Below are 20,674 nucleotides of genomic sequence, written 5' to 3'. Positions count from 1 at the left end.
GCGCGGGAGTGGGCAGATTGGTTGCAACGTTTGTGCGCGGAGTAGCAGCCAGGGAAGGGGACTGATTTATTTACAGCGCTTCACCGTAAATGAATCTGTCCCTGATTTAAATAAATCAGACCCCTTTACCACCAGACCCCTTTACCACCATAAATAAATCAGACCCCTTAATTCTTACCTTAATTTCTTAATTTAGACCCCTTAATTTCTCGGTTTTAATAAATAAGACCTCTTTGCCACTTACGGTATCAGTCATAAAAATGTCATTTTGAAATCATTAAAGCCTACACCTAAATCATGATTTGAAAGGGTGCTTACTTCAAGCCTGGCAATACCTGGGTGAGTAATATTTCTATTTGTACTGCTGTCAGGGATCCAAGACCGTATCGATTTACCCTCTGTGTCGAAGACGGTAATACTCCAATTCTCATATCCGTACTCATAACCATCTAGTTCGTCGATGAAGCTTATATTAGAGCATGGGCGATCAAATGTAAGTGTTAATACTAAACTATAGGGCTTAGTAAAATGCGCAAACAAGCAGTGTTTTAATACTCCGTTCATACCTTGATCGCTCACCGAGGCTTTGACTGAGGTCGCCGTCATGCCGATAAATTTTTGCGGAATATTCGAAACCATAGAGATATATTCATATTTAAAGTCTTCGAATAGCTCTGTGGGTTCAGGCACGTTTTTGACGCTTAATTCTCTCACTGGAAACGCCCGGCGCGTTAGCCCGCCATCAAACGACACTTCGAGTATCAGTCTTAACGTCGAGCCATCGGTTAGGTTAATGAGGTAATCATCCTTTGAAACCGTCGTAGCTTGCGCGCCCGCACTGCTGATCTCATACCCTTGCCAAACAGGTAGATCCGGGTTGTTGGATCCCTCAAGCCGCAACCACATTATTTGTCCCACCGCGATAAATGGCCAGGCATCCACGGTGAGATCGGCATCGCCTTGCAGCGCCCCAACGTCCAGTACCTTGCCTGATGCCTGGGAGATTTGCGGGATGGGCAACTTGTCCGCTGGGATTAACCCAACCGACAATTTGAGAACATCTGATGAATACCCCACATCCTCCCCCTGCTCCTTCCGCAGCACGTCGTACATCACTTCAATCGTCTGGCCGATAACCGCTCCAATCAGCGCAGCCGGAACACTGGACTCAACCGTATTCGCGGGATCGCCACCAGGTTTGCCATCCATCCACGGAATGGTGTCGGAGATATTGTTCCAGATGGGTACGATGGTGTCGGTGGTGCGCATGCCGGGGTAGGTCACCTGGAAGGTCGCGCCAGCCTCCACATCCATTGGACTCAACACGCCGCCTGATGCCTGCACAATCACCGGCGCCGGGAGTACCAATGCGACAGCGGTGACGCTATAAGAAGTCACCGGCGAATTCTGGATACCCCCACCCACCTTGATTATTTGATAACTCAACTGCAGCGTGCCTCCGCCCAGCGACTCCAGATTCGCGCGAGGAACCTCGAAACGCACCTCGCCCGTTTCACCACCCGCCGGCACGGTGTATTCGCGGCTAAAGGTGATCGGCGTACCGTCGGCAGCGACTCCCGCCCAGGACAGCAAAAGCCGGTCTCCGGCCGTTTGCCCTATGTACGCGTGGGTGTGGACGGTCACCGGATCACCGCTGACAACGCCCAAGTCAATGACACCTCCCGTTGCGCCAACCAGTTCCAGAGCCCCGAGAGCAAATTCCGGCGCGGTCTTGATCTGGTAAGTCTGCATTGGAAACGGCTGGCGCGGCAGCCCGTCATCGAACGACACCTCCAGCATCAGGTTTAGTTGTGAACCGTCGGTAAGGTTTTGCAGGTCTTTCCGCTCAACCGTGGCGACTTGCGCGCCAATACTGCTAGTTTCATCCCCTTGCCAAACGGGCAGGTCCAGATTGCCGGAGCCTTTGAGTCGCATCCACATCTTCTGTTTAAGCGCGATAAGTGGCCAGGGATTTACGTAGATAACAGCGTCAAGTTCCAGCTCCCCGACGTCCAGAACGTTCCCTTCTGCCTGAAGGATTTTCGGTGCGAGTAGTTTGTCTAGGGGGATCAGCTTCACGTCCAGATCGAGAGTCTGTGAGGTTACCGCGCCAGCATTCGTTGTGACGGTATAGAAAACCTGCACGGTTTTGCCCACAGTCTTCGCAACATATTCCTTAGGCACCAGGAAGGTTACTTTCAGTTCGGCGTTGCCCTTCTGCGGGACAAGAGTGTTCTCGCCGTTGAAGGTCAGTGCAATCGTGTCGTGAACCGACATGGAGGGGTACGTCACATCTACAGAGAGGCCGTCGGGGTCTGCACGGTTTGGTTCGAGCAGCACGCCGCCCGGCGCTAATGGGACGTTGGGTGCAGGAAGGTTTGGGTCTTGTAGGGCGGCCGCATTCAACGCCGAGTTGCTGGAACCCGCTGAAGCCAGTTCATTGGCGGGTAGTTTGTCTTGCTCTTCGTCTATCTGGGTCATTTCTGCGGTCCTTGGCTAGTTGGCGTGGTGGAGCGTCATCCTTGGAGACAGAGTGCTCCGTGATATGCCGTGGTGGCTACTGTCAGAAATGACAGTACGGCCGCGGTCTATTAATCAGCCAGCCGGTAAAACAACGGCTCGGCGGCGTATATCGCGGATGGAAATTAGCACTATGGGGAAATGGTCTAACCCTTAAGGGAGGGAGCTGATGTATTTAAGGATTTAAATAAATCAGACCCCTTTACCCTTATCGGTCCCCGGTTTAAATAAATCAGCCCCTTTTTTAGTCACTTTTCCCATCAGTTACGCGATAAATCGAAACCAATCTATGACCATGCAGTCGCCGGTTGTTATGGATATGGAAGCTATATCATCGTGAGTAAATATCATTTCTTCGAGCTTTCGCATGACGCACTGCTGCGTTGACAGAATATTACCGTTTTTGGCATAAGCGGTAATTTCTGTTTTCCTGTCGACGCCATCGTACCAAAAGCTGATTTGAGAGTAAGTGTGCTTGAAATTCAACGTAGCGATTTGGATTGTTCCATGAGCTTCGAGGTCATAATTCATCCAAAACAGAATTTTTTCCATTTTGTCCACAACTGGATGAGTGTTGCCATGATTTATGTGGGCCGTTCCCACTCTACCTTGTCCCGACAAGGTTATAGTCATTGAAGGGATTTCAAGTATTTGGCCTCCGCTTATTAATTTGGTACCAACCGAGTCGAAATTTTCCATCAAGATTATCGGCTCGGATCGTATGGAAAGGTTTAAAGCAGGAAATGGTGAGGCGTCTGTTACGTGTAAAACTCCATCGAATCCCACCTTACACACTACTTGGAATTCACTCCCATCCTCAAACGTCTCTAGCTCCGCCCGGCTAACCACCACGTGAAGCCCACCGCCCACTTCAGGCGCTTGAATCGCATCACCCGCCAGCAAATTGATCGTCGGCACGCCGCCCGGACCGGTCACCGTCAACCAAACGGTCTGTCCCAACGCAATCAACGGCCAAGGTGCAACGGTGACATGCGCATCGCCAGTAAAGTCATTCAGATCCAACACTGATGTGGTCTGATTTGCCTCTGGCACTACCGGGGTTGGCAGGGAGGCGGATGGTATTGCTAGCAACGTGAATGGCAAAACCTGCGAAGTAGATACCTTGGGCCCTCTCATCACTTGATAAGCAAGATCGAAACTTTCGCCGAGGACGTCTGCCAGCATATCCACAGGAATCTTGAAGTCGACCCTGTCTTGGCTACCCACCTCCTGCCATGGCACTACCACATTGCTTCCATTCCAGATCAATGCGATCTGGTCGGTGGGCATCATGTCGTCATACTTCACGGTCACGGTTGCGCCCGTTAGTGCGTCCATCGGGTTCAGTACGCCATTTGGTGCTTTATCCACCGTAGGCGCCGGATAGATTGCCGCAGGTTGGGCTTTTACCTGGTACCCCGTCACCGGCGAATTCTGGATACCCCCACCCGCCTTGATTATTTGATAACTCAACTGCAGCGTGCCTCCGCCCAGCGACTCCAGATTCGCGCGAGGAACCTCGAACTGAACCTCACCGGTTTCACCACCCGCCAGCACGGTGTATTCGCGGCTAAAGGTGATCGGCGTACCGTCGGCAGCGACTCCCGCCCAGGACAGCAAAAGCCGGTCTCCGGCCGTTTGCCCTATGTAGGCGTGGGTGTGGACGGTCACCAGCTCGCCGCTGACAACGCCCAGGTCAATGACACCTCCCGTTGCGCCAACCAGTTCCAGAGCCCCGAGAGCGTATGCCGGCGCGGTCTTGATCTGGTAAGTCCGCATTGGAAACGGCTGGCGCTGCGGCCCGTCATTGAACGACACTTCCATCATCAGGTTTAGTAGTGAACCGTCGGTAAGGTTTTGCAGGGCACTCTGCGGAACTGCAGCGAGTTGCGCGCCAATAGCGAGTCGCGCGCCAATACTGCTAGTTTCATCCCCTTGCCAAACGGGCAGGTCCAGATTGCCGGAGCCTTTAAGTCGCATCCACATCTTCTGTTTAAGCGCGATAAGTGGCCAGGGGTTTACGTAGATAACAGCGTCAGTTTCCAGCTCCCCGACGTCCAGAACGTTCCCTTCTGCCTGAAGGATTTCCGGTGCGAGTAGTTTGTCGAGGGGGATCAGTTTCACGTCCAGATCGAGCGTCTGTGAGTTAACCGCGCCGGCATTCGTTGTGACGGTATAGAAAACCTTCACGGTTTTGCCCACAGTCTTCGCAACATATTCCTTAGGCACCAGGAAGGTTACTTTCAATTCGGCGTTGCCCTTTTGCGGCTCAAGAGTGTCCTCGCCGTTGAATTTCAGGCCAATCATGTCGGTAACCTTCATGGAGGGGTACGTCACATCTACAGAGAGGCCGTCGGGGTCTGCACGGTTTGGTTCGAGCAGCACGCCGCCCGGCGCTAATGGGACGTTGGGTGCAGGAAGGTTTGGGTCTTGTAGGGCGGCCGCATTCAACGCCGAGTTGCTGGAACCCGCTGAAGCCAGTTCATTGGCGGGTAGTTTGTCTTGCTCTTCGTCTATCTGGGTCATTTCTGCGGTCCTTGGCTAGTTGGCGTGAAGGCGCGTCATCCATAGAGACAGAGTGCTCCGCGATACGCCGTGGTGGCTACTGTCAGAAATGACAGTACGGCCGCGGTCTATTGATCAGCCAGCCGGTAAAACAACGGCTCGGCGGCGTATATCGCGGATGGAAATTAGCGCTATGAGGAAATGGTCTGAAGCTTAAGGTGAGGGGGCTGATGTATTTAAGGGTTTAAATAAATCAGACCCCTTTAGTACGGCCAGGCTCGATCATGAAGTTGTCACGTCGACCCGGGCCGAGATGCGCAGCCTGTACGTGCGCAAAGAGGATTGCGATTGGGCGCCAGATCGTTGCCGGGTGCTCGAAGTCACGCCACTGGGCAGGGAGTTGAAAATTTAAATAAATCAGACCTCTTTATCTTAATGCCTATCGCTGGCAAACCATGCTGTAGATCAGCGCGGCGAGTACTGGGGTCTTACTTGTATAGCATTATGTTGTCCATAGAGAAATTTACTGAAGCGGTTTCGCTTACAACTTTGAATGAGTTGATTTGATCATGGGAGAATGTAAAACGATTCCATGTATCTAGGCTAACCCGCTTTTCGTCGACTAGCCCGTTTCCATAAATGCATCGGAAGATTGCGATGCCTCCAGTGGCTGCGAGGTCAACTGTTGCTGTTCTGAAACTTCCTTTGAATTTCACAAATAGTTCCTCCTCCCCTTTTTTGAGGAGCACTGCGAATGCTCTACCTGTACCTGCGGTGGAATTATAAATCCGCATATTTTGTCCAGTGAACGTCATGTCCTGCGCCGCCCAAGGTGATGGCTTATCCCCGGATTCATAAGCCTCGAAGCCCTCAACCACATCTCCGCTCTCGTCGCCATTATGCTGCAGGAGCAATTTCAATGCGGGGAAGGGGTGTGCGCCATCGGCAGATCCATTGTCTTTAAGCTGAACTTTTGCAGCAAACTCCAGAAGGGTGCCTTCTGGTTTGGTCACTAATATATTCTCTAATACAGCTCTGCTAATCGATCCAGTTACACCTGCCGCCACATCATCGGATGTCACTGAGTACTCCTTTAAAACGTGTTGCGTACTGCTCTCGCTTTCCATGTCCATCCAAACCAGTTGTTTTTCATCAATTAGTGGCCACGGGGGGATAATGAACTCAGCATCGCCAGTAAATGTCGACAGATCGAGTTTGCCTGGCGTGCTCTCTGTCGCTTGTGGGATCTTAATCATTGTCATATCTCCTTCCATGAGGGGTAGTATTGTAAGCGTTAACGATTCCGAGGTTATCCGTCCATCCCCACCACTAATCACATACTCCACCACAATGTCTTTATCTAGGTCTTTATCTAGCGCTTTTGCCACATAGGTGGAGCCAACGGTGAAGATAACGGTTTTCTCGTCGTTGCCGCCTTGCGGCACGAATGTGTCTTCACCGTTGAATTTCAGAGCAATCGTGTCAGAGGGTGACATCGACTCATACGTCACCTTCACATGAATGCCTCCGGGGCGTACATCCAGCGGGGAAAGAACGTTGTTCGAGGCTTCCTCTACCGTCGGAGCTGGGTAGGCCGGATCTTGCAGGGCGGCTGCGCGTGGAGGCGAGGTGTCGGAACTCGCTGAAGCCAGTTCATTGGCGGGTAGTTTGTCTTGCTCTTCGTTTTTCCGGGTCATTTCTGCGGTCCTTGGCTAGTTGGCGTGAAGGCGCGTCATCCATGGTGACAGAGTGCTCCGCGATATGCCGTGGTGGCTACTGTCAGAAATGACAGTACGGCCGCGGTCTATTGATCAGTCAGCCGGTGAAGCAACGGCTTGGCGGCGTATATCGCGGATGGAAATTAGCGCTATGAGGAAATGGTCTGAAGCTTAAGGTGAGGGGGCTGATGTATTTAAGGGTTTAAATAAATCAGACCCCTCTTTTCAGACCCCTCTTTTCCCGGTCATCGGATGAGATAAAGCAAATCTCTTTACTCTCTTACGCTTCTTAAAAATTAAGACAGGGTCGCGTGCGAATAGCGACAGCTGATATGTGGTATATAAGGCTCGATGAGCTGCCTTTGATGGTGGCTTTTGTGATGTTGTGTTGGTTAAATTTGTATTCTATATAATCATCGTTGCGGGATATTTCCTTTACCTCCTGTTTTCCGTTATCATAAAAACAAGTTATGGTGCTTGGTCCGTCCGACCAAAGGGAAATTGCTATTTCGGTGCACTCTTGAATTGGCTCGATATCTAATGAGTTGCCGATGATGCTATCACCCACTCTTAGAAATCTATGATCGATCACGCCTCTGATACTCATATTTTGCCCAACAAAGGTCATGTAATCAGTCTCAAAAGGCGATGGTCTGGCCCCGGGCTCATGCCCATTGAAATTCTCACTCAGAGCGATGCTTTCCTGCTCTTCCTGTCTCAACAGTACCTCCATTGTCTTGAAAGGAATAGCATTGGCTCTATTGCCCGAGCCATTGAGGTCCACCAGCAATGGCAGTTTGATCAAACCTCGATCCGGAACGGCCATAAGTTCGGTTCTGGCGATAGAGCGGGTGATGCCACTTGTCATTTCTGGAACCCTTACCTCATCACCTGCAATGATGGGGACTGTCCAAGTGGTTTCGTCTTTCTGATATACAAGATCCAGCCAGACATTTTGTCCTGCACTCATCAAAGCCCAAGGCGCAATTTTGGTTTCTGCATCCCCAGTGAACGTCGACAGATCTAGAACTCCAGGTGTGGCTTGTGTGATAGTGGCCATTGATGAGTCTCCTTCCATGAAAGGCAGCACTTTCAGCTGCAAGATGTCTGACTCCTGTCCAGCGCTCTCACCGCTAAGCGTGTATTGAATGTCGACGGTTATTCCAAGGGCTTTGATGATGTGCTGCACCGAAACCCAGAAAGAAACAGAAGTCTGGTTCTCCACCTCTATCGGTACGAAAGTATCGACGTCATTAAACGTCAGTGCGATCACATCCCCTTTTTTTATGGATGGGTAAGTCACCACCACTTCCAAACCCGCAGCGGTCACTTGCTTCGGCGACAGAAATTCGCCAAGCGCTACGGGAACGGTAGGTTTTGGGTAGATCGGGTTTTGCCGCTGCGGACTAATGGGTTGGCCCATTGGCGAGTTCACCGCTTTGTTGTGTTTAGACATGAGACGCCTCCTTGAAGGGGATCCCCTTGCACATGTTCACCCCGTCGAAACTTGAAGGCTGGTTGAGGGCTGACCGCAAGGACGTTCTAATCTCTGGTGCAGGACAATCATCTGCGTCGGACAAGCATCTGTCTGCTGTCACAAATGACAGTGCACAAATCACGGAGGCGACGCACGCGCCCGACAACAGGGGACATAGGCAGCTAATCGCGAAACGAGCCGTGCGTAATGAAAAATCCATCTAAGCCCTCAACTCCGCACTTAATCAGCCCTGCGGGTTCCCATTCGCAGCAAACGCGTAAACTGCAGCCTCTTACAGCAGGCCAGTCCATGCCTACCACCGGACACATCTCCCCGCAAAACCCCGAGACCGAGCGACAAGTCCCTTCGCTCGAAGGCCTTTCGCGTCCGCTCTACGCCCGCGCCGAAAGCCTCGGCGCAGGTTCATGGATGCCGACCCATTGCCACGACTGGGTGCAGTTTTCCTACGCCATCAGCGGCGTGCTCGGCGTGCACACACCCCACGGCAGTTTCTTCGCGCCGCCGCAATGGGGCGTGTGGATTCCCGCCGGGCTGGAGCATCAAGTTGTCACGTCGACCAGGGCCGAGATGCGCAGCCTGTACGTGCGCAAAGAGGATTGCGATTGGGCGCCAGATCGCTGCCGGGTGCTCGAAGTCACGCCACTCCCCAGGGAGTTGATAGTTTGAATCCGACCCTTTTTACATTACGCGAAGGTCCAGGCGCACTGGAAGGTTTGCAAGAGTGCTGACCATCTGGTTCAGTCATAATCCTGTCCTTGTGATTGCCGCTACCGACCGGGTTCCGGGATATCCGATATGTTGAGCACCCAGAAATAACCCGAAGTTTGCAAGAAGTGTCACGGCTGTAGGGATAGAGTTCCATTCGTGTCGTTAAATCTGAAATTATCTAAAAGAAATTCAGTTGCCATGGGTGTGGTATTAATGGCATAAAATCGCAGTTCTTTTATACCGGGTGCGTCAAATCTCATGGTTTTGAAATCTGACACCCCACGCTCTTGGGAGATCATGTCGGAGTCATTGTAACAACGGACTACGCACGCCCCATCAGTCACTGCTAGGTCAAATGATACGTAAGAAGGGATAATTCCACGGTTGAATGTAATAATTACTAAGCCGTCATTCTTAGTGGTGTGCATTTTTAAATAGATGGATCCGTTTTCACTAGCGATCTCATTTGGATGACGGGGTATTGTGGCAAACCCAACTTTCATGTTCAAAGTGTTTAGGTCGTCGTCAAGTACTCGCGGTACGAGGTCGTTGAAATTCAACGTGTACTCGGTTCCCCCTGCCGTGCCCAAGAGGCGCAGCTTCAGAGTCGAAAAGTCCTTTGCACCCACGACTGTATCGGTTCCATCAAACTGCACCTTCAGCGGAAACGTAAATTCGCTATTATTTGCAATCTCCAGGAGTTCAGTCCTGCTGATGCCGCGTGTAATTCCCGCGGAGACGTCTGCGGTTGTTACCGAATAGCTTTCAAGAATGTTCGAGGTGCCTTTGTTGCTTACCATGTCGAGCCATACACGTTGTTTTGCAGCAATGAGTGGCCATGGCTCGATGGAAATATCTGCATCACCGGCAAATTTAGAGAGATCTAACTCACCCGGCGCGCCATCTGATGCTTGTTTAACTTTTGCCATTTTCAAATCCCCGTCCACGAATGGCAGCACAGTAAGCTGCAATACTTCCGACTGATTCACATCACCCTCACTGTTGACAGTCCTGTAATAGATTTCCACCGTTGCGCCTAGCGCCGGAACGATGTATGGAGCAGATACCCAGAAAGAAACAACTCTTTCATCGCTAACCTCAATTGGAACGAATGTGTCGATACGGTTAAATATTAGCGCGATTACATCGTCAGTTTTGATAGTCGGGTAAGAAACCTTTATCTCTAGCCCGGCGGGGGTTACCTGCGTCGGGTCTAATACTGCATTGGTCGCTAACGTGACTAAGGGCTTAGGGTAAAACGGGTCTTGATGCCGCGGTTCGCCGGATTGTGGCGCTGTGTGGCGTAACGCATTTTTGAATTTGGACATGACAGTCTTCCTTGAGGAGAGCCGTGGGTAGGTCGCTGCCCATTAAAAGATGCGCGTCGATTTGGGGCGGTAGTGAGCTTTAATTAATCGACGCAAGGTCATCATCTACGCGGCGCAAGCGTTTGTCTGCTGTCACAAATGACAGTGCACAATCCTCGGAGGCGGCGCATGCGCCCGAAAACAGGTGATATAGGCAGCTAATCGCGAAACGAGCCAAGCGTAATGAAAAATCCATCTAAGCCCTGAACGCCGCACTTAATCAGCCCTGCGGGTTCCCATTCGCAGCAAACACGTAAACTGCAGCCTCTTACAGCAGGCCAGTCCATGCCCACCACCGGATACATCTCCCCGCGAAACCCCGAGACCGAGCGACAAGTCCCTTCGCTCGAAGGCCTTTCGCGCCCGCTCTACGCCCGGGCCGAAAGCCTTGGCGCAGGTTCCTGGACACCGACTCACCGCCACGACTGGGTGCAGTTTTCCTACGCCATCAGCGGCGTGCTCGGCGTGCATACACCCCACGGCAGTTTCTTTGCGCCGCCGCAGTGGGGCGTGTGGATTCCGGCCGGGCTCGATCATGAAGTTGTCACGTCGACCCGGGCCGAGATGCGCAGCCTGTACGTGCGCAAGGATGATTGCGATTGGGCGCCAGATCGTTGCCGGGTGCTCGAAGTCACGCCACTGGGCAGGGAGTTGAAAATGTAAATAAATCAGACCCCTTTTTTACCTTTTTTAAGACCCCTTTTTTCTCTAAAGCCAGCCCCTAAGAATGGTGGTCTGGTCCATTTTGTAGATCTGGACCAGCCCGTCATCCCAAAAACAACTTAGTGGTGTTGCCCAAGCGTTTTCGTTAGGCGGCCTGGCGCGCAGCGTCAGTGTCAACGGCCCGGGCCAGGGTTGCCGATAAGCCAGCCCCCGCTTCTTTTCTACTTCGTATTTATTTATACAGCCATATGTCATCCAGAAAGAGTGTGTTGTTTTCTCGTGTAGAAAATTCGATTCCAAGTATCTTCGCGTTTTTTCGAGTGAATATATTTTCATATCTCGACGAGCCACCTGGGTGCTCGTGTACCTGCTGGCCTCCATCGTCATAGTGGGCGAGGGCACTGAATCGCAGTCGCGAGCCTGCTTGAAATTTTATTTGTGAACATGGTTCTGTGAGGTGTAGGACTGCTCCGTAGTTAAGGTTAAAAGCTACTCGCAGTTCCTGTCCTTCTGTATCTGAACGCGCCTGAATTTCTAACTTGGTCCCGGTGAAATAAAGTTGCTTTCGCTTGTTGATAAAGGGGATGGGTAGTTCGCCTAAGCTATAATCACTAAAGTCTTCGACTTGCTCGCCTCCACCGATCGCGGAATTGACAACGCTTAATTCCAGAGTGGGGAAGTTATGCGCATCATTTTCAGAGTCTGTCTCATTGAAATTAATTTTCATAGGAAAGGTTATTTTGCCGTCTTCACGGATTTCATCGAGTTTCACCCTGGGAAGCGTCCTGCTGATACCTTGTTCGGTTTCGGTTTCGGCCAGCGTCACCGGATAAGCAGTGAGGATCGGCAGGTTTTCAGTCGCGCTTACCATATTTAACCAGACGGTTTGACCCTCGCTAATGCACCACCAAGGTTTAACAAGAATATGCGCATCGCCTTCAAAAGTTAGCAAGTCCAGTACCCCGGTAGCACCTTCGGTTGCTTCAATAACATTAGCCATTTCTAAATCTCCTTTCATGAAAGGCAGCACTGTCAGCTGAAAGATGTCTGATCGTTGTCCACCGCTCTGACCGCTGAGCGTGTAGTGAATGTCGACGGTTGTTTCAAGCGCCCTGATGATGTGCGGCACCGAAACCCAGAAAGAAACAGAAGTCTGGTTCCCCACCACTATCGGTACGAAAGTATCAACGTCATTAAACGTCAGTGCGATCACATCCCCTTTTTTTATGGATGGGTAAGTCACCACCACTTCCAAACCCGCAGCGGTCACTTGCTTCGGCGACAGAAATTCGCCAAGCGCTACGGGAACGGTAGGTTTTGGGTAGATCGGGTTTTGCCGCTGCGGACTAATGGGTTGGCCCATTGGCGAGTTCACCGCTTTGTTGTGTTTAGACATGAGACGCCTCCTTGAAGGGGATCCCCTTGCACATGTTCACCCCGTCGAAACTTGAAGGCTGGTTGAGGGCTGACCGCAAGGACGTTCTAATCTCTGGTGCAGGACAATCATCTGCGTCGGACAAGCATCTGTCTGCTGTCACAAATGACAGTGCACAAATCACGGAGGCGACGCACGCGCCCGACAACAGGGGACATAGGCAGCTAATCGCTAAACGAGCCGTGCGTAATGAAAAATCCATCTAAGCCCTGAACGCCGCACTCAATCAGCCCTGCGGGTTCCCATTAGCAGCAAACGCGTAAACTGCAGCCTCTTACAGCAGGCCAGTCCATGCCCACCACCGGACACATCTCCCCACGAAACCCCGAGACCGAGCGACAAGTCCCTTCGCTTGAAGGCCTTTCGCGTCCGCTCTACGCCCGCGCCGAAAGCCTTGGCGCAGGTTCCTGGACACCGACTCACCGCCACGACTGGGTGCAGTTTTCCTACGCCATCAGCGGCGTGCTCGGCGTGCATACACCCCACGGCAGTTTCTTTGCGCCGCCGCAGTGGGGCGTGTGGATTCCCGCCGGGCTCGATCATGAAGTTGTCACGTCGACCCGGGCCGAGATGCGCAGCCTGTACGTGCGCAAAGAGGATTGCGATTGGGCGCCAGATCGTTGCCGGGTGCTCGAAGTCACGCCACTCGCCAGGGAGTTGATAAAGGCGTTTTGTCAGTTGCCAGCGGATTACCCGGAGCTGGATAGCGCCGAGTCCCGCCTTGTTCAGGTATTGCTCGACCAGCTGGCGAATTTGCCCGAGGTGGGTTTCTCGCTCCCGCTGCCTCGTCATCCACGCTTGCTGGGACTGTGTGGTGAACTGATCGAAACACCGGATCAAGCGGTCACCCTGAATCACTGGGCGACGCGTTTGAACATGTCGGAAAAGACGCTCACACGATTGTTTCAGCGCGAAACGGGCTTGAGCTTTCGGGGTTGGCGGCAGAGGGCACGCTTGCTGTCGTCACTCAATGCGTTGGAGGGAGGGGTGAGCGTTACGAGCACGGCGCTCAACTGCGGTTACGATTCGACGTCGGCTTTTATTGCTGCTTTCAAAGGGCTGTTCGGGAGGACACCTGGCGAACTGTTTCGCGGATGATGAGCGAAGCTTGCGTGGTAGCGCTGCAGTCGCTCGTCGACAAGCGCGGTGGTAGAGGCTATCAAGCGGTGTAGATATGCGTCGGCACGAATGCTGCTTGGCGAAGTGTTAGGGATATCGTGAGACAGCTGGCATACAGTCAATCGACCTGACCCCCTACTCGCTGGCAGAGGATTGCCGTATAACGAGCAACAATCGCGTGTTTGGCAACGAAGGACCCCCAATAAAAGCTGATGAAGACTCCTAAACGCATTGAACCCCTGATCGAAGACGGTCTGGTGGACGAGGTGCTGCGCCCGCTCATGAGCGGTAAAGAGGCAGCTGTTTATGTGGTGCGCTGTGGCAATGAGCTGCGGTGTGCCAAGGTTTACAAGGAGGCCAACAAACGTAGTTTCCGTCAGGCAGCGGAATACCAGGAAGGCCGCAAGGTCCGCAACAGCCGCCAGGCCCGCGCCATGGCCAAGGGTTCGAAGTTCGGCCGCAAGGAAACCGAAGACGCGTGGCAGAACGCCGAAGTCGCGGCTCTGTTCCGTCTGGCAGGCGCCGGCGTGCGAGTGCCCAAGCCGTACGACTTCCTTGAGGGCGTACTGCTCATGGAGCTGATCGCCGATGAATACGGTGATGCCGCGCCGCGTCTGAATGACGTGACGCTTGAGCCGGATCAGGCGCGCGAATACCACGCGTTCCTGATTCAGCAGATCGTGCTGATGTTGTGTACCGGTCTGGTGCATGGTGACCTGTCCGAGTTCAATGTGCTGCTCACGCCCACGGGGCCGGTCATTATCGACTTGCCGCAAGCGGTGGATGCGGCGGGCAACAACCATGCGTTTACCATGCTGGAGCGCGACGTCGGCAACATGGCGTCCTACTTCGGCCGCTTCGCGCCGGAGCTGAAGCAGACGCGCTACGCACGGGAGATGTGGTCCCACTTCGAAGCGGGCACGTTGTCCCCAGCGACCGTGCTGACGGGCGAATTCGCTGATCCGGACGAGATTGCCGACGTCGGCAGTGTTTTGCGCGAGATTGAAGCGGCGCGACTGGATGATGCAAGACGCCAGGCCGCGAGAACGGCGGACGATGCGCCGCCGAACAAAACCGAAGAGCCGCCTCCGCCCTGGATGCAGTAATCGACCCAGAAAAAACCCGGCTCAGGCCGGGTTTTTTCATTGGCGGCTAGTAATTCAAATCCGCCTTCTTCAAGTACATCCCGTTCGGACCCGACGCGATGCGGTATTTCAAAACGTCACCCGCATTGATGTGCAGACGCGTGTTGTTCTGCGCTTCGATGCCTGGCGAGCAGCCCGGCGTCTGACCCGGGAGCACACGCAAGCGCACCGACACGTCGCCTGCAGGCAGATTGAATGAGCGCGACTCCTCCTGGTACAGACGGCCGACCAGTTGGTCCTGCATGAAGATTCCGATTTCGCAGGAGGTGGAAACCTCCAGGCGCTCGCGGGAAATGATCAGCACGCCGTAGTCCTGATCGGCATGGGCCCAGGATGCGCACGCCAACAGGCCGGCGAAACCTGCAATACGAAAGGCTGACCAGCGCATGGCTGATTCTCCTGATATGACGGTTGTAGGCGCACTCTGGCGCAGAGTGCAGATGAATGCCAGCCCGGCAGATCCCCCGAAAACTTGACCTTGCCCCGACGGGAAGGTCTTAGATGGCGCCATCCCGTGTTTTCGATGAGAAGAGGAGTTAGCACATGCAGGTATTCAACGTTCAAGGCATGACCTGCGCGCATTGCGTGCGCGCCGTTACTGGCGCCATTCAGGGGCAAGACCCTAAGGCGCAGGTGCAGGTTGATCTGGCGAAAGGCGAGGTGAAAGTCCAGAGCCAGCTTGGCGCCGAGCAGATTGTGGAATTGATCGAAGAAGAGGGTTACGCCACGACGCGCACATAGCAGGGCTGGCCTCTTACCGGCTAAAGCCAGTCCTACACAACCGTCGCGCGCATCGTAGGACCTGCTTCAGCCGGGAAGGCGTCAGGCATCACAGTGAATAATTCAGGCGCCTGCCACTCAATAGTGATACCACTTCAGCTCCAGCATCACTTCATTCACCGGCGAGGTCAGCTGGCTAAAATCCCGCTGCGCACTCAGCCGTAGGCCAAGGTTGCGCGACAGCTCCCACTGCTGGTTGAGGCTGATGTTGCGCCGCACTTCGCCGTTGGTGAAGTAATCGCCCTTGGTTTCCAGGCTGAAGTTACCCAGCGGATTACGCCACAGCACGCCGGTATTGAAGCCCGCCGCCGGCGAAACCAGCGCCGAGAAATCGTTATTGTGCTCAACCCGTACGGTGCCCAATGCGAAGCCCAGCACGTCATCCCCCAACTTCCACGTACCACCTGCGCCACCGTTGACGTGGCTGACCAGATTCTCGTCGCCGTGCTTGCCCAGCACCCGCTCAAGGCCGCCCGCCACTTGCCACGACCAAGGCTGCAGCAGCTCGTTGCGCGGTGTCAGCGAGCGGATGGTCGCCAGATCGAGCCGCTGCACCTGCCAGTGACTGTCTTCATATTGGCGCAGCTTGAGCTGCAGAATCTCGATCTGCGCGCCCAGCGGGAAGCCGTACGCGTTGTCGTTCAAATCGTGATACGCCATGCGCAGGCCGTATTCGGCGAACGCCTTGTCATCCCGCGTGCCCGCACCCAGTTGCCACGTGCGCGACTCATGCCCGTCTTCCGGCAGCCCCGGGCGTGCAATCTCCAGCGCAGGCGGCGGATTGGTGCTGATTGCGCGCAGCAAGTCATAGCTGCGTTGCGCGCTGGTAGGGTCTCGCTCCTGACCGTTGGCGCGATACCGCTCCAGCCTGTAGGCCGCGTCCTGAATCAACGCGCGACGTTCCTTCGGCAGCGCGATGTATTCGGGGCTCTGCATTTGCTTCTGGTCCGCACTGACTTTCAACACCCATTGTTGCTCGTCGTGGTTCAACGGCTCGGCGCGGCTCAGCAGTTCGCGCTCCCTGGACGGGCGATAGTCGATCTTCTCGACCAGACCCGCTTCCTTCACCGCGCGCACGGTGTCCGTGGGAATCGCCGTCAGACGAAACTGCGGCGTCAGGTCCAGGCTCGGGCGGGCCACTTGAAGCAGCTCAAGCAGGCGATAGGAGCAGTTCTCGTCGAAGAAGAAATACCCAAAGCGAATCTGTTTGAGTTCCCACACGTGCTCGACCATGCGCCGGGTTTCTTCCGGCGTCAGATTGAGGCGGTATTCCCACAGGTCGCGGTTTTCAAGGCTGCGATATTCGGAGAGCTTTTCCTGATACGGTACCAGCGCGAACAGCCCGGGGTAGCCGCCCGCCAGGCCTTTCCATGCGTACAAAATGCTGTTGTCGGAGCCCTCGATGTAGGCGCCGAAATTGATCGCGTAGCTGAGCAAAGCGGTCTTATTCGCCTGCACGTCGGCCTGATCGATGCGCAGCAGCGTGTGGCCGAACATGGACGACGGGCTGTTGAGGTACGCCGCCGGGAAAATCAGCACCGTGCTGTCCGGGGCCACATCGGAAAACCATTTGTTGAATTCTTTGCAGTCGACCGCAGGCAAATCGGTCAGCTTCAATTCGTCACGCAAAAAGCGCGTGCGGGAGGGGTAGACGCATTGCGGGTGGACGTTTTCCTGGCCTTGAGTGACAGGACGGTAGATCGCCTCAAGCGTCGCGGCCAGCTCGGCTTTGGGATCATGGGCGCCGTTCTGGGCGAGGAAAAACTTCGGGTCATCGACATAACTGCGCCAGCCACCCAGCTTGCCGGCTTCGTAGTGACCAATGGAGATCCAGAACCTGGAATTGGCCAGTTGCTGCAAACGATCATTGTCGACGTGGGGCGCGGCGGACAGCGGGGCGCAGACACAGAGCACCAGCCAGGCAAGGCGTTTGAGCATAGATTGGCAACTAGTCAGAAGTGGGCAGGGCGGAGAACCTGCCTTCCGGGGAGGAAGGCAGGCGGCACGACTTTAAGCTTGGGTTGCGTATTTAGCCAGAGTCGGATCGTTCTTCAGGACGTCGATGGTGTTGGTGTGAACATCTTCAGCAGTGGCGTCGGCCTTGGTGAAGATCTGCTGGTAGTGCTCGTGGGTGACTGCGGCGAAATGCGCACGGTCTTCCGGTGCAACGCCCAACACGACCGCGTAAGTGGTCAGTGCTTCGCCTTGGCCCATGGCCATGTCTTTGGAGAGCTCGTCCATCATGCCGTTCATGGCAATCCAGGATTTGCCGCCGTAGGTCAGCGCGCTGTTGGTCGAGCAACCGTTGGTGCCCGAGGTCATGCCGAAGGTGGCGTTGCCCGAAGTACCGTTGGTGGTGGAAGCGAGGAAGTGAGCTGGAGTGCCGCGTTGACCTTCAAACAGCATGTTGCCCCAGCCGCAGTCCGGACCGCCAGGAGCTTGAGCCATGGCGTTGATGGACACAGCGGCGAAGAGAGTACCAAGAAGAATCCGTTTCATAGCTTTAGTCTCTGTTGTTTCAACCAAGGGTCGGATTCCTGGCCGGTAGGGCGCCAGGGCGGACCGGTTATTTAAATTGTTACCGGTCGCGCAAGTTGGAGTTTAGGCACGATATGAACGTTCCGTGAGTAATTGCAGATTGTTGTGCGTAATCCGCCTCCGCCGGGTGTGTAGGCCGGTTCCTCATACGGAAAAGCGATCACGCGGTTCTTGCCTTGCCAGTGCGGTGCGGCGAGCGCCAGAATGCGCCCATCTGCCCCGCCTGATGTAAGGATGTCCGATGCCCGATTCTGTTGCTGCCAGCTTGCGACTTGCGCCCGAAGCGCTGACCCGTCCCTTTTCCGCTGAACAGTTCAGCTTCACGACAACCAACGATCTGGAACCCTTTCGCGGCGTACTCGGCCAGGAGCGCGCGGTCGAAGCCCTGCAATTCGGCGTCGCCATGCCGCGCCCTGGTTACAACGTGTTCGTCATGGGCGAGCCCGGCACCGGCCGCTTCTCCTTCGTCAAGCGCTACCTCAAGGCCGAAGCCAAGCGCATGCAGACGCCGTCGGACTGGGTGTACGTCAACAATTTCGATGACGCCCGTGAGCCGCGCGCCCTTGAACTGCCGCCCGGCAGCGCCAGTGCGTTCATTGCCGACATCAACGGACTGATCGACAACCTGCTGTCGACGTTTCCTGCGGTGTTCGAGCATCCGTCCTACCAGCAGAAGAAGAGCTCGATTGACCGCGCCTTCAATCAGCGCTACGACCGCGCCCTCGATGTCATCGAACGTCTTGCGCTGGAAAAGGACATCGCGCTGTACCGCGACAGCACCAACATTGCGTTCACCCCGATGCTCGAAGGCAAGGCGCTGGACGAGGCCGAGTTTTCGCAATTGCCGGAAGCCGAGCGCGAGCGTTTTCACACCGATATTTCGACGCTGGAAGAGCGGTTGAATGAAGAACTCGCCAGCCTGCCGCAGTGGAAGCGCGAGTCCAACAACCAGATGCGTGAGCTCAATGAAGAGACCATCATCCTCGCGCTTCAGCCTTTGCTGGCACCGTTGTCCGAGCAGTACGCCGAGAACGCAGCGGTGTGCGCCTACCTTCAGGCAGTGCAGGTTAACCTGCTCAGAACCGTGGTCGAGCAATTGGTCGACGACAGCAAAACCGATGCCCAGGCGCGCAAGCTGCTGGAAGAGCAATACTGCCCGAGCCTGATGGTCGGGCATTCCGCCAGCGGCGGCGCGCCGGTGGTATTCGAGCCGCACCCGACCTACGACAACCTCTTCGGACGCATCGAATACAGCACCGACCAGGGCGCGCTTTACACCACCTATCGTCAGCTGCGCCCCGGAGCATTTCACCGGGCCAACGGCGGTTTTCTGGTGCTGGAAGCCGAGAAAATGCTCAGCGAGCCGTTCGTGTGGGACGCCCTCAAGCGCTCCCTGCAATCGCGCAAACTGAAAATGGAAGCGCCACTGGGTGAACTGGGTCGTCTGGCCACCGTAACGCTGACCCCGCAGACCATCCCGCTGCAGGTCAAAGTCATCATCATTGGCGCGCGGTCGCTGTATTACACGCTGCAGGACCTCGATCCGGACTTCCAGGAAATGTTCCGGGTGCTGGTGGATTTCGACGAAGACATCCCGATGGTCGACGAGAGCCTGGAGCAGTTCGCCCAGTTGCTCAAAACCCGGACCTCGGAGGAGGGCATGGCGCCGCTGACGGCGGATGCGGTTGCGCGTCTTGCCACGTACAGCGCGCGCCTCGCCGAGCACCAGGGGCGCTTGTCGGCGCGCATCGGCGATCTATTCCAACTGGTCAGCGAAGCGGACTTCATTCGCAGTGTGGCCGGTGACGAGCGCACTGACGCCGGGCACATCGAGCGCGCGTTAAAGGCCAAGGCTACCCGCACCGGTCGTGTGTCGGCCCGAATTCTGGATGACATGCTCGCTGGCATCATCCTGATCGACACTCAGGGCGCGGCGGTCGGCAAGTGCAACGGCCTGACGGTGCTGGAAGTGGGGGATTCGGCGTTCGGTGTGCCGGCGCGCATCTCGGCGACGGTTTACCCGGGCGGTAGCGGCATCGTCGACATCGAGCGTGAGGTCAACCTGGGCCAGCCGATTCACTCCAAAGGGGTGATGATCCTCACCGGTTATCTGGGCAGCCGTTACGCCCAGGAATTCCCGCTGGCCATTTCCGCGAGCATCGCGCTGGAGCAGTCCTACGGTTATGTCGATGGCGACAGCGCTTCCCTCGGCGAGGTCTGCACGCTGATCTCCGCCTTGTCGAAAACCCCGCTCAAGCAGTGCTTCGCCATCACCGGCTCGATCAACCAGTTTGGCGAAGTCCAGGCGGTCGGCGGCGTCAACGAGAAGATCGAAGGCTTCTTCCGACTCTGTGAAGCCCGAGGTCTTACGGGCGATCAAGGCGCGATCATTCCCCACGCCAACGTCGCCACGCTGATGCTGGACGAGCGCGTGCTGCAAGCCGTGCGCGCGGGGCAGTTCCACGTGTACGCCGTGCGCCAGGTGGATGAGGCGCTGAGTCTGTTGGTCGGCATGCCGGTGGGTGAAGCGGACGAGGACGGTCAATTCCCCGATGATTCGGTGAACGGCAGGGTGGTGGACCGTCTGCGCGACATCGCTGAAATGCTCAGCGACGACGACCTCAAAGAGCTCGAAAAGGAGGCGCCACAATTACAGCCCGAGCTGAAAAGCTAGGCCT

The 20,674-nt window shown here is 55.1% G+C and carries 13 protein-coding genes and 3 pseudogenes; 7 read left to right on the top strand and 9 right to left on the bottom strand.

All coding sequences use genetic code 11. From position 1 onward, the window contains the following. Positions 1-252: 252 nt before the first annotated feature. Both ACYASU_RS04285 and ACYASU_RS04280 read right to left on the bottom strand, forming a co-directional pair. Entirely contained in the window at positions 253-2,481 is a 2,229-nt protein-coding gene (locus ACYASU_RS04285) for a hypothetical protein (RefSeq protein WP_463582041.1), read from the bottom strand. Positions 2,482-2,784: 303 nt separating this feature from the next. After that, the gene (locus tag ACYASU_RS04280; protein ID WP_463582040.1) at positions 2,785-5,046 is read right to left on the bottom strand and encodes a hypothetical protein; all 2,262 of its coding nucleotides are present in this window, start codon (positions 5,044-5,046) and stop codon (positions 2,785-2,787) included. Positions 5,047-5,296: 250 nt separating this feature from the next. On the opposite strand from ACYASU_RS04280, the pseudogene ACYASU_RS04275 reads away from it, so the two are divergent. Continuing rightward, positions 5,297-5,428: pseudogene (locus tag ACYASU_RS04275) on the top strand (cupin domain-containing protein); the annotation flags it as partial. 85 nt (positions 5,429-5,513) lie between these two features. Here the strand turns inward: ACYASU_RS04275 and ACYASU_RS04270 are convergent. Further along, positions 5,514-6,722 carry a hypothetical protein gene (locus ACYASU_RS04270; RefSeq protein WP_463582039.1) on the bottom strand — a complete coding sequence of 403 codons (1,209 nt, stop codon included), beginning with the start codon at positions 6,720-6,722 and terminating at the stop codon, positions 5,514-5,516. A 310-nt stretch (positions 6,723-7,032) separates the two neighbouring features. After that, entirely contained in the window at positions 7,033-8,199 is a 1,167-nt protein-coding gene (locus ACYASU_RS04265; RefSeq protein ID WP_463582038.1) for a hypothetical protein, read from the bottom strand. A 330-nt stretch (positions 8,200-8,529) separates the two neighbouring features. Here ACYASU_RS04265 and ACYASU_RS04260 point away from each other — a divergent pair. Next, a pseudogene (locus ACYASU_RS04260) lies at positions 8,530-8,901 on the top strand (AraC family ligand binding domain-containing protein); the annotation flags it as partial. A 176-nt stretch (positions 8,902-9,077) separates the two neighbouring features. On the opposite strand, the gene ACYASU_RS04255 reads toward ACYASU_RS04260, so the two are convergent. Next, entirely contained in the window at positions 9,078-10,277 is a 1,200-nt protein-coding gene (locus ACYASU_RS04255) for a hypothetical protein (RefSeq protein ID WP_463582037.1), read from the bottom strand. A gap of 324 nt (positions 10,278-10,601) precedes the next feature. Between ACYASU_RS04255 and ACYASU_RS04250 the strand changes: the two are divergent. After that, positions 10,602-10,970 (top strand): annotated as a pseudogene (locus ACYASU_RS04250) (AraC family ligand binding domain-containing protein); the annotation flags it as partial. A gap of 241 nt (positions 10,971-11,211) precedes the next feature. On the opposite strand, the gene ACYASU_RS04245 reads toward ACYASU_RS04250, so the two are convergent. After that, a complete protein-coding gene (locus ACYASU_RS04245; protein WP_463582036.1) occupies positions 11,212-12,375 on the bottom strand; it encodes a hypothetical protein in 1,164 nt (387 codons plus the stop codon). A 330-nt stretch (positions 12,376-12,705) separates the two neighbouring features. Between ACYASU_RS04245 and ACYASU_RS04240 the strand changes: the two genes are divergently transcribed. After that, positions 12,706-13,512, top strand: coding sequence for an AraC family transcriptional regulator (locus ACYASU_RS04240; protein WP_463582035.1), 807 nt, complete (start codon positions 12,706-12,708; stop codon positions 13,510-13,512). Positions 13,513-13,745: 233 nt separating this feature from the next. Next, the gene (locus ACYASU_RS04235; protein WP_192173412.1) at positions 13,746-14,639 is read left to right on the top strand and encodes a PA4780 family RIO1-like protein kinase; all 894 of its coding nucleotides are present in this window, start codon (positions 13,746-13,748) and stop codon (positions 14,637-14,639) included. 46 nt (positions 14,640-14,685) lie between these two features. Here ACYASU_RS04235 and ACYASU_RS04230 read toward each other — a convergent pair whose 3' ends face one another. Further along, complete coding sequence (locus ACYASU_RS04230; protein ID WP_192173408.1) at positions 14,686-15,066, bottom strand: hypothetical protein; 381 nt, start codon at positions 15,064-15,066, stop codon at positions 14,686-14,688. Between the two features lie 155 nt (positions 15,067-15,221). Here ACYASU_RS04230 and ACYASU_RS04225 point away from each other — a divergent pair, with 155 nt between their 5' ends. Further along, positions 15,222-15,419 (top strand): heavy-metal-associated domain-containing protein, encoded by a 198-nt coding sequence (locus ACYASU_RS04225; RefSeq protein WP_463582034.1) that lies wholly within the window; start codon positions 15,222-15,224, stop codon positions 15,417-15,419. 117 nt (positions 15,420-15,536) lie between these two features. Here ACYASU_RS04225 and ACYASU_RS04220 read toward each other — a convergent pair whose 3' ends face one another. Both ACYASU_RS04220 and ACYASU_RS04215 read right to left on the bottom strand, forming a co-directional pair. Then, a complete protein-coding gene (locus ACYASU_RS04220) occupies positions 15,537-17,396 on the bottom strand; it encodes an Lnb N-terminal periplasmic domain-containing protein (protein WP_463582033.1) in 1,860 nt (619 codons plus the stop codon). Positions 17,397-17,468: 72 nt separating this feature from the next. Next, a complete protein-coding gene (locus tag ACYASU_RS04215) occupies positions 17,469-17,957 on the bottom strand; it encodes a DUF3015 domain-containing protein (RefSeq protein ID WP_122535346.1) in 489 nt (162 codons plus the stop codon). A gap of 280 nt (positions 17,958-18,237) precedes the next feature. On the opposite strand from ACYASU_RS04215, the gene ACYASU_RS04210 reads away from it, so the two are divergent. Further along, a complete protein-coding gene (locus tag ACYASU_RS04210; protein WP_463582032.1) occupies positions 18,238-20,670 on the top strand; it encodes a Lon protease family protein in 2,433 nt (810 codons plus the stop codon). The last annotated feature ends 4 nt before the right edge of the window (positions 20,671-20,674 follow it).

The sequence above is a fragment of the Pseudomonas sp. HP_12 genome (genome assembly GCF_055283955.1).
Note: the sequence above shows the minus strand (reverse complement) of the source record. Positions and strands in the feature narration are given on the sequence as shown.